Source organism: Corallococcus sp. AB045 (assembly GCF_003668895.1).
GTDB classification, from domain to species: Bacteria; Myxococcota; Myxococcia; order Myxococcales; family Myxococcaceae; genus Corallococcus; species Corallococcus coralloides.
Genome location: NZ_RAWN01000304.1, coordinates 1 through 7,918, shown reverse-complemented (window position 1 = coordinate 7,918; position 7,918 = coordinate 1). Strand labels below are relative to the sequence as shown.

Here is a 7,918-nt window from a genome sequence, read left to right as displayed (position 1 = left end):
GTGTCCCCGCCGCGCATGGCGGATGCAGAGTCTGGCGAGGAGTTCACGGCCGCCTTCGCGCGCCACCAGGGGACACGCCCATGCGCATCGCCTTCTTCGACACCCACCGCTTCGACCGCACCGCCTTCGAGGAGGCCAACGCCGCGTTCGGCCATGAGCTCACCTGGTTCGAGCCCCGCCTGACGCCGCAGACGGTGGGACTGGCGGCGGGCTTCCCCGGGGTGTGCTCCTTCGTGAATGACCGGCTGGACGGCCCCTGCCTCCAGGCGCTGGCGCAAGGGGGCACGCGGCTGGTGGCGCTGCGCTCGGCGGGCTTCAACCACGTGGACCTGGCGGAGGCCGCCCGGCTGGGGATGACCGTCGTGCGCGTCCCCGAGTACTCACCCGAGGCCGTGGCCGAGCACACCGCGGCGCTCGTGCTCGCGCTCAACCGCAAGGTGCACCGCGCCTACGCACGGGTGCGCGAGTGGAACTTCTCGCTGGACGGGCTGGTGGGGTTCGACCTGCACGGCAAGACGGTGGCACTGGTGGGGCTGGGGCGCATCGGCCGCGCCACCGCCCGCATCTTCCACGGCTTCGGCTGCCGGCTGCTCGCGGTGGATCCCCAGCTGAAGGAAGAGGACGCGCGGCGGCTGAACCTGGAGCCCGTGGCGCTCCCGGGGGCCCTGGCCCGGGCGGACATCCTCTCGCTGCACCTGCCCCTCACGCCCGGCACGCGCCACCTCATCGACGCGGCGGCGCTCGCGCGGATGAAGCCCGGAGCGATGCTCATCAACACCGGCCGAGGGGCGCTCATCGACAGCCAGGCCCTGCTGGCGGCGCTCAAGTCAGGCCACCTGGGGGCCGCCGGGCTGGACGTGTACGAGGAGGAGGAAGGCGTCTTCTTCCAGGACCTCTCCGGACAGGTGCTCCAGGACGACGTGCTCGCGCGGCTGCTCACCTTCCCCAACGTGCTCATCACCGCGCACCAGGGCTTCCTCACCCGGGAAGCCCTGGGCGCCATCGCCCGCACCACGCTCGAAAGCATCCGCCGCTTCGAGCGGGGCGAGCCCCTGGAGGCGACGGAGGTCCGGGCGGAGCAGGTGCTCCCGCGCTGAAGGCCCGGCCCGGCCGCCGCGTCAACCGCCGAGGGGGGCGCGCGCACGGGCCCGCGCCATCCCGCGCAGCAGCAGCTTGCGCAGCTCCAGCACGCTCACCGGGATGAACCCCAGCCCCAGGGCGAGCGCGAGGTGCGTGGCATCCAGCGGCACCAGCGAGAAGAACGCGGCGAGCGCGGGCACCTCCGGAAGGGCGACCTGCAGCGCCAGGGTGAGGGCCGCCACCGCGAGCAGCGGCCGGTTGTCGAAGGCGCCCACCTCCCAGTGGAGCAACCCCACGCTGCGCGCGGCGAAGGACCGCAGCACCTGGCAGCACACCAGCACGGTGAAGGTCAGGGTGCGCGCCTCCTCCACCGGCAGGTGCTGGAGGCTCCAGAGGAAGGTGCCCAGCGAGACAGCTGCGTCCAGCAGGCCCGTGGCCAGCACCGCCGTCCACTCCCGCCGGCCCAGCATGGGCTCCTCCGGCCGCCGCGGCGGCCGCCGCATGACGTCCGGAGGGGCGGGGTCCATGACCAGCGCCAGGGCCGGCAGTCCGTCGGTGACGAGGTTCACCCAGAGCAGGTGCAGGGGCAGGAGCGGCAGGGGCAGCCCCAGCAGCGACGCGCCGAGCATCAGCACCAGCTCGCCGGCGTTGCCCGCCAGCAGGTAGACGAGCGTCTTGCGGATGTTCTCGTAGATGCCGCGCCCCTCGCGCACGGCCGCAACGATGCTCGCGAAGTTGTCGTCCGTGAGGATGAGGTCGGACGCCTCGCGGGTGACCTCCGCGCCGGTGCGGCCCATGGCGATGCCGATGTGCGCCTCGCGCAGCGCGGGCGCGTCGTTCACGCCATCTCCCGTCATGGCGACGACCTCTCCGCGCGCCTTCCACCCGCGCACGATGTGGAGCTTCTGCTCCGCGGTCGCCCGCGCGTGCACGATGCCCTCGGGTGATTCACCCTCACGCAGGAGGCCCAGCTCCTTCGCGATGGCCAGGGCCGTGGCGGGGTGGTCGCCGGTGATCATCACCGTGCGCACCCCGGCCTCGCGCGCCGCGCGCACGGCCTCCACCGCTTCGGGCCGGGGCGGATCCGCGAGCCCCACCAGCCCCACCAGCGTGAGGTCCCGCTCGTCAGGGCCCCGCCCCTCCGCCACGGCCAGCACGCGCAGGGCGCGCCCCGCCAGCGAGGCCAGGGCCTCCGCCACGCCCGGAGGCACCTGCCGGCACAGCGGGAGGAGCGCCTCCAGCGCGCCCTTCACGGAGAGCACGCCGTCCGAACGCAGGACGCTCATGCGCCGCCGGTCCGAATCAAAGGGCTGCTCCGACACCCGGGGGCGCTCGCGCTCCACGTCGGAACGCTCCACGCCCCTGGCCCGCGCCGCCGCGAGCAGCGCCAGCTCCGTGGGGTCCCCCGCGCCGGGCCCCTGCCCCTGCCCCAGCTCCGCGTCGCAGCACGCCGCCGCCACCTCCAGCACGCGCTGCGCGGACTCCGGGGGCCACAGCTCGCGCACCTCCATGATTCCCTGGGTGAGCGTGCCCGTCTTGTCCGTGCAGATGACCGTGGCGGCCCCCAGCGCCTCCACCGCCTGCATCCGCCGCACGAGCACGTGCCCCTTCACCATGCGCTGCACACCCACGGCGAGCGCGAGCGTCACCACCGTGGGCAGGCCCTCCGGCACCGCCGCGACCGCGAGCGCCACCGCCGCGAGCAACAGCTCCACCCCCGCCTGCCCTCGCGCCAGCCCCAGGCCCGCCACCAGCGCGCCCACGGCCACGCACAGCACCAGCAGCATGCGGGTGACGCCCTCCAGGCGCTGTTGCAGCGGCGTCTGGGGCTCCTGCGCCGTGCGCACCAGGTGCGCGATGCGGCCCAGCTCCGTGTCCATACCGGTGGCCGTCACCTCCGCCACCGCCGTGCCCGCCGCCACGGAGGTCCCCATGAAGACGCGGTCCTTGCGCTCCGCCAGCGGGGTGGAGTCCGGCAGCGCGCCCACCTGCTTGTCCACCGGCGTGCTCTCCCCGGTGAGCGCCGCCTCCAGCGTGAGCAGCGCATGCGCCGAGAGCAGCCGCGCGTCCGCCGCCACCACGTCCCCCGCCTCCAGCACCAGCGCGTCCCCCGGCACCACCTGGGACGCCGGAATCACGGCGCTCACGCCGTCGCGCAGCACCCGCGCGCTGGGAGCGGTGAGCGCGCGCAGGGCCAGCACGGCGCGGTCCGCGCGGTACTCCTGGAGGAAGCCCACCAGCGCGTTGAGCACCACGATGGTGGCGATGGCCACCGCGTCCGCGCCCTCGCCCAGGAGCGCCGCCACGCCGCACGCGCCCAGCAGCAGCCACACCATGCCGGAGCGGAACTGGCGGCCCAGGAAGAGCCACGCGGAGCGGGGCTGCTCGCGCGTCAGGGTGTTGGGCCCGTGCCGGACCAGGCGCGCCTCGGCCTCCCGCTGGGTCAGGCCCCAGCGCGGCTCCGGCGCCACCGCCACCGCCGCCCCGGTATTCGCCGCGCTCATCGCGACACCGCCCGCTCGCCAAGGCGCGCCACGCGGTGGCCACGCTCGGGGTCCAGCCAACCAGGGAGGCTCATCTCGGGTCGCTCCTGCGCCAGGGGATGCCCCGCCGGGTTGCGAAGCCCATGCCGCGAAGGTGGACGCGGGCCGGGGCCCCCGGGACGCGCAGCTTTTGCGCCCGCGCCTCCAGGCGCCGCAACCCTTGCGCGGGCCGGGCCGGGGACGCAGGTGGGGCGGGGACGGCACGCATCCTGAAGAGGCCTGGAAGCCACAGCGGGGCGCGCTCCCAGCGCGAGCCCACCCACCGGAACGCCCCGGTGCGGCGCCTTCCCCCCGTCCGGAGCCCAGCCATGGCCATCCTCTGCGCAACCGACCTCTCCGAAGGTTCCCGTCAGGCCGCGGAGGTGGCCGCGCGAATCGCCGCCCGCCGGGGTCTGCCGCTCTGGCTCGTCCACCAGGTCCACCCGGATCAGCTCCGGGTCGCGGCCGAGCCCGTGCGCGAAGGCCTGCGGGCGCTGCTGCGCGAGGAGACCCGGCGGCTGGAGCCGCTGGGGGCGCGGGTGGAGTCCTCCCTGCTGGAGAGCGGCTCCTCGCGGGCCCTGGCCGTCTTCTGCGACGCGAAAGAGGCGCGGCTGCTGGTGGTGGGCACGCCCCGCGAGGAACCCGCCGCCCTGGGTTCGGGCGTCAGCCTGGAGCGCATCGCGAGCAACTGCGCCGTGCCGCTCCTGCGGGTGCGTGACGCCGCCCCCTTCGAGGCCTGGCTCACGGGTGCGCGGCCCCTGCGGGTGATGTTCGGGGTGGACCGCTCACGGGGCAGCGAGGCCGCCCGGCGCTGGCTGGAGGAGCTGGGCGCGGATGGCCCCCTCGAGCTGCTGGCGGGGCATGTCTATTACGCCTTCGAGCAGTGCCGGCGCCTGGGACTGCCCACCCCCATGAACCTGGATGAGGTGGCGCCCCGCATCGAGGCGGTGCTCCACCGCGAGGTGGCGGCGCTGGCGGAAACGGGCCAGGGCGTCGCGCCGCGCGTGCACCTGCGCATGGCGGTGGGCCGCGCCGCGGACCACCTGGTGGACCTGGCCCGGGAGCAGGAGGTGGACCTGCTCGTGGTGGGCACGCACCCGCACAACGCCCTGGGCAACCTGGCCTCGGTGGCGCACCACGCCCTGCGGCTCGCGCCCATGTCGGCGGCCGTGGTGCCGGTGAGCCCCGCGGCCTCCCGGGGCGAGGTGCCGCTGCCCCAGGTGCGGCGGCTGCTGGTGGCCACGGACCTGTCGCCGCTCGCGGACGAGACCATCCCCTTCGCCTTCGCGCTGGCGCCCGCGGGCGCGGAGGTGCACCTGGTGACGGTGATTCCCGAGCGCGCCGGCGCGGAGCTCCACCGCGACCTGAAGCAGCGCCTGCTGGAGCGCGTGCCGAGGGGACTGGAGGCCCGGGAGGTCACCACGCGGCTGGAGGTCCTCCACGGCGAGGACGTGGCGCTCGCGCTCGTGCAGGCCGCGGAGCGGATGGACGCGGAGCTGCTCTGCCTGGGCTCGCGCGGCCACGGAGGCGTGAGGGAAGCCCTGCTCGGGTCGGTGGCGCGCAAGGTGCTCGGCCTGAGCCGCCGGCCCGTGCTCGTGCTGCGCCCCCCACTGCGCTGAAGCGCGTACGGGCTTCCGTCAGCGCGCGGCGGGAACCCCGCCGCCCTGGCTGTAGCTGTCGCAGAGCGCCATGTACTCGTCGCTGTCCATGGCGAGCGCGGAGACCCGCATCTTCTTGACGCGGGGCTTCGCCAGCGTGGTCTTGATCTGCACCATCTTGATGACCGGCAGGCCCATGTAGGACTGGTCGAGGTAGACGTTCTCCGCCATGTCCCCCCAGGCGATGAGCACGCCATCCGGGAAGCGGATGCCGTCCCGGCCGATGAGCAGCACGGGTTTGTCCAGCTTCCCCAGCCCCCGCACGCAGTTGAACAGCATCCAGGCCGAGGCCAGGGTGATCAACGCGACGGCGATCCAGATGTTGCTCACCGGGAGCGCCCGCACGGTGAGCACGCCGAAGAGGCCCGTGGCCACAATCCAGATGACCACGCCCGCGATGAGCTTGCCCTTCGAGTAGTAGATGGCGCGCGGCTTTTCCGCCTGCTTCTTGGACTGGGGGGAGCGGTAGATTTCCATGTCGGGATGTCCGTGGGTGCGTCAGCCGGCCAGCCGGCCTGACAGATAGGCCAGCAGGACTGGCGCGTTGATGACCTTCGCTTCGTCGAACTTCCGGGTCCTGCCCTGGGCGACGATGACCAGGTCGCGGGACGCGTAGCCCTGGTCCACCTCGTCCTGGAGGCGGATGCTCTCGATGTCGTCCCAGCGCCAGAGCTTTCCCCGGTGGATGAGCCCCGCCTCGCCCAGGACGAGCGGCCCGAAGCGCACCGGCTTCCCCGCGGAGACCTGGTGGTTCACGCGCTCCAACAGGCGCGACACGACCTGCTCCAGCACCGCCTCGTGCAGGACATCCGGGTCGCTCCACAGGTCCAGCCGCAGCCGCAGCGTTCCGCCCGTGTGGCGCAGGATGAGGCGGTCGTTCGCGTGCTGTTCGCTGATCTCCCGCACGTCCCGCCAGCGGATCCGCATGCCGGCCGCGCGCAGGCCCTCGTCATCCACCGTCAGGGTGGGCGGCGCCATCAGCCACGCGAAGACGTCGCGGGCCCGCCAGCCCAGGACCCAGATGCAGCAGGGGATGCCCAGGAGGAGCAGGTAGAAGCCGAACCCGCTCCGGAGCACGTCCTGGACCATCTGGTGCGGAAGCAGGGGCACGCCCAGGGGATCCAGGAGCGCCGCCGCCTCCACGTAGAGCAAAGCCAGGCCCGCCAGGAACCAATACACCGAGTGAGTTGGAAGGATCTTATGGTGCGAGTGCTTCAGTGCTGCCTCCAGACGGGCCTGGGCGGCACGTCTATAAACAATCAATTCCGTCTCCGCGACGTGTTTTACCCCTCGGGCGTACGTTCTCGCGGCCTGGGAAAAAACACCCTCGCGGGCTGAGACAGGACTGTCTGACCTTGCCTGGAATCTCCTCTATCCAAAGGCAACACAGTCCCGGTGTTTCACGACGGGCACAGTGGCCCGGGCGCAATCGCAGACACCGGCGGTCCCCTCCCCGTGCCCAGCGTCCACCGCCGCGGCCCCGGACCGCGCCCGGATTCACAAGCGGCGCGGCGGGGCTAGAGTCGCGGTCCATGCACGTCCTGCATCGCGGTCAGGCCCCCCAGAAGCCCCTCCTGCTGCGCCCCCTGTTCGGCGGGGTGCAGCGCATCGGCATGCGGTCGGAGACCACCACCACGCTTCGCGACGCGGGCCGCAGCAAGCCCGGCCCCGCGATGCCGGGGGTGCAAATGGTGATGGCCGTGGAGGTCTTGCGCGTGCTCCCGGATGGCAGCGCGCGCTACCGCTTCACGCTGGAGGAGGTGGACCTGCTCGTCGCCGCGCGCACGCCCGTGCGCACCGTGGAGGCGGCCCGCGCGCAGCTGGCTCCCCTGCCCGGCCTGAAGGGCGAAGGCCAGGTGGCCCCCAACGGCCGCTCCAGCGGCTTCGAGTGGAAGCTGCCCGCGGACCTCGCCGCGCCCGTGCGAGGCCAGATGCAGCAGATGGCCGGACTGCTCAAGGACCTGGGCACCTTCCTGCCCGCCGAACCCGTGGGCGTCGGGGCCCGCTGGGAGGAGAAGGGCGCGGGAAGCGGCGCCCTCACCGGCGCGAACACACGCGTGGAGCTGCGCAGCCTGGAGGGCCAGTCCGTGGGCTTACGCCTCCAGATGGAGACGCCGCGCACGCCCCAGCCCGTCCCCGCCTCGCTCCGCCCGCCTCCGGGAGTCAAAGGCGAAGCCTCCATGCACACCGAGGCGAAGGGCCACGGCGGCTGCCTGCTCTCCCTGGACCGGCTGTGGCCCGTCCGCCTGGAGATGGACGTGGAGTCCCACGTCGCCGTCCGCGCCGGCACGCCGGACGCACCCAAGCGCTTCGACGGCTTCACCACCTCCCGGCTCCAGGTCCGTGAGCTGTCCTTCACCCCGCCCCGTCTGCGCGCCACCCGCACAGTGTAGGCCAATGCCTACCTATAATTCCGGTCCGTCCGGGTCCACAGGCAACCCGTCGCGGGTTGATGCGATAATAGGGAAAAGGATTGCACCCGGTGGCGGGGGACGCCGCGGTTCCAGGGCGCCAGTATTGGACCCACCGAGGGCAGAGCAGTCTTCGGAGACATACGATGGCGATCGACGGACCTCGTAACAACGGCCTTCCGCGCACGCTCCCGCAGCAGCCGCCGGCCCCAAAGCCTCCGCCACCGCCGCCTCCCGCCCCCAGGCC

General features: G+C 73.3%; 6 protein-coding genes. 3 read left to right on the top strand and 3 right to left on the bottom strand.

Annotated features, from left to right (window positions below; genetic code table 11):
* Positions 1 to 80: 80 nt before the first annotated feature.
* Positions 81 to 1,097, top strand: a complete 1,017-nt coding sequence (locus D7Y21_RS38855; RefSeq protein WP_121718399.1) for a 2-hydroxyacid dehydrogenase — start codon at positions 81 to 83, stop codon at positions 1,095 to 1,097.
* Between the two features lie 21 nt (positions 1,098 to 1,118).
* On the opposite strand, the gene D7Y21_RS38850 is transcribed toward D7Y21_RS38855, so the two are convergent.
* Positions 1,119 to 3,584: a cation-translocating P-type ATPase gene (locus D7Y21_RS38850; RefSeq protein WP_121718398.1), complete on the bottom strand. Its 2,466-nt coding sequence runs from the start codon at positions 3,582 to 3,584 to the stop codon at positions 1,119 to 1,121.
* A gap of 347 nt (positions 3,585 to 3,931) precedes the next feature.
* Here D7Y21_RS38850 and D7Y21_RS38845 point away from each other — a divergent pair, with 347 nt between their 5' ends.
* Positions 3,932 to 5,221, top strand: a complete 1,290-nt coding sequence (locus tag D7Y21_RS38845; RefSeq protein WP_158619337.1) for a universal stress protein — start codon at positions 3,932 to 3,934, stop codon at positions 5,219 to 5,221.
* An 18-nt stretch (positions 5,222 to 5,239) separates the two neighbouring features.
* Here the strand turns inward: D7Y21_RS38845 and D7Y21_RS38840 are convergent, their stop codons facing one another.
* A complete protein-coding gene (locus D7Y21_RS38840; protein WP_121718396.1) occupies positions 5,240 to 5,737 on the bottom strand; it encodes a hypothetical protein in 498 nt (165 codons plus the stop codon).
* Positions 5,738 to 5,758: 21 nt separating this feature from the next.
* Entirely contained in the window at positions 5,759 to 6,439 is a 681-nt protein-coding gene (locus tag D7Y21_RS38835) for a hypothetical protein (RefSeq protein WP_158627416.1), read from the bottom strand.
* A gap of 353 nt (positions 6,440 to 6,792) precedes the next feature.
* Here D7Y21_RS38835 and D7Y21_RS38825 point away from each other — a divergent pair, with 353 nt between their 5' ends.
* Positions 6,793 to 7,653: a hypothetical protein gene (locus D7Y21_RS38825; RefSeq protein ID WP_120565127.1), complete on the top strand. Its 861-nt coding sequence runs from the start codon at positions 6,793 to 6,795 to the stop codon at positions 7,651 to 7,653.
* Positions 7,654 to 7,918 lie beyond the last annotated feature (265 nt).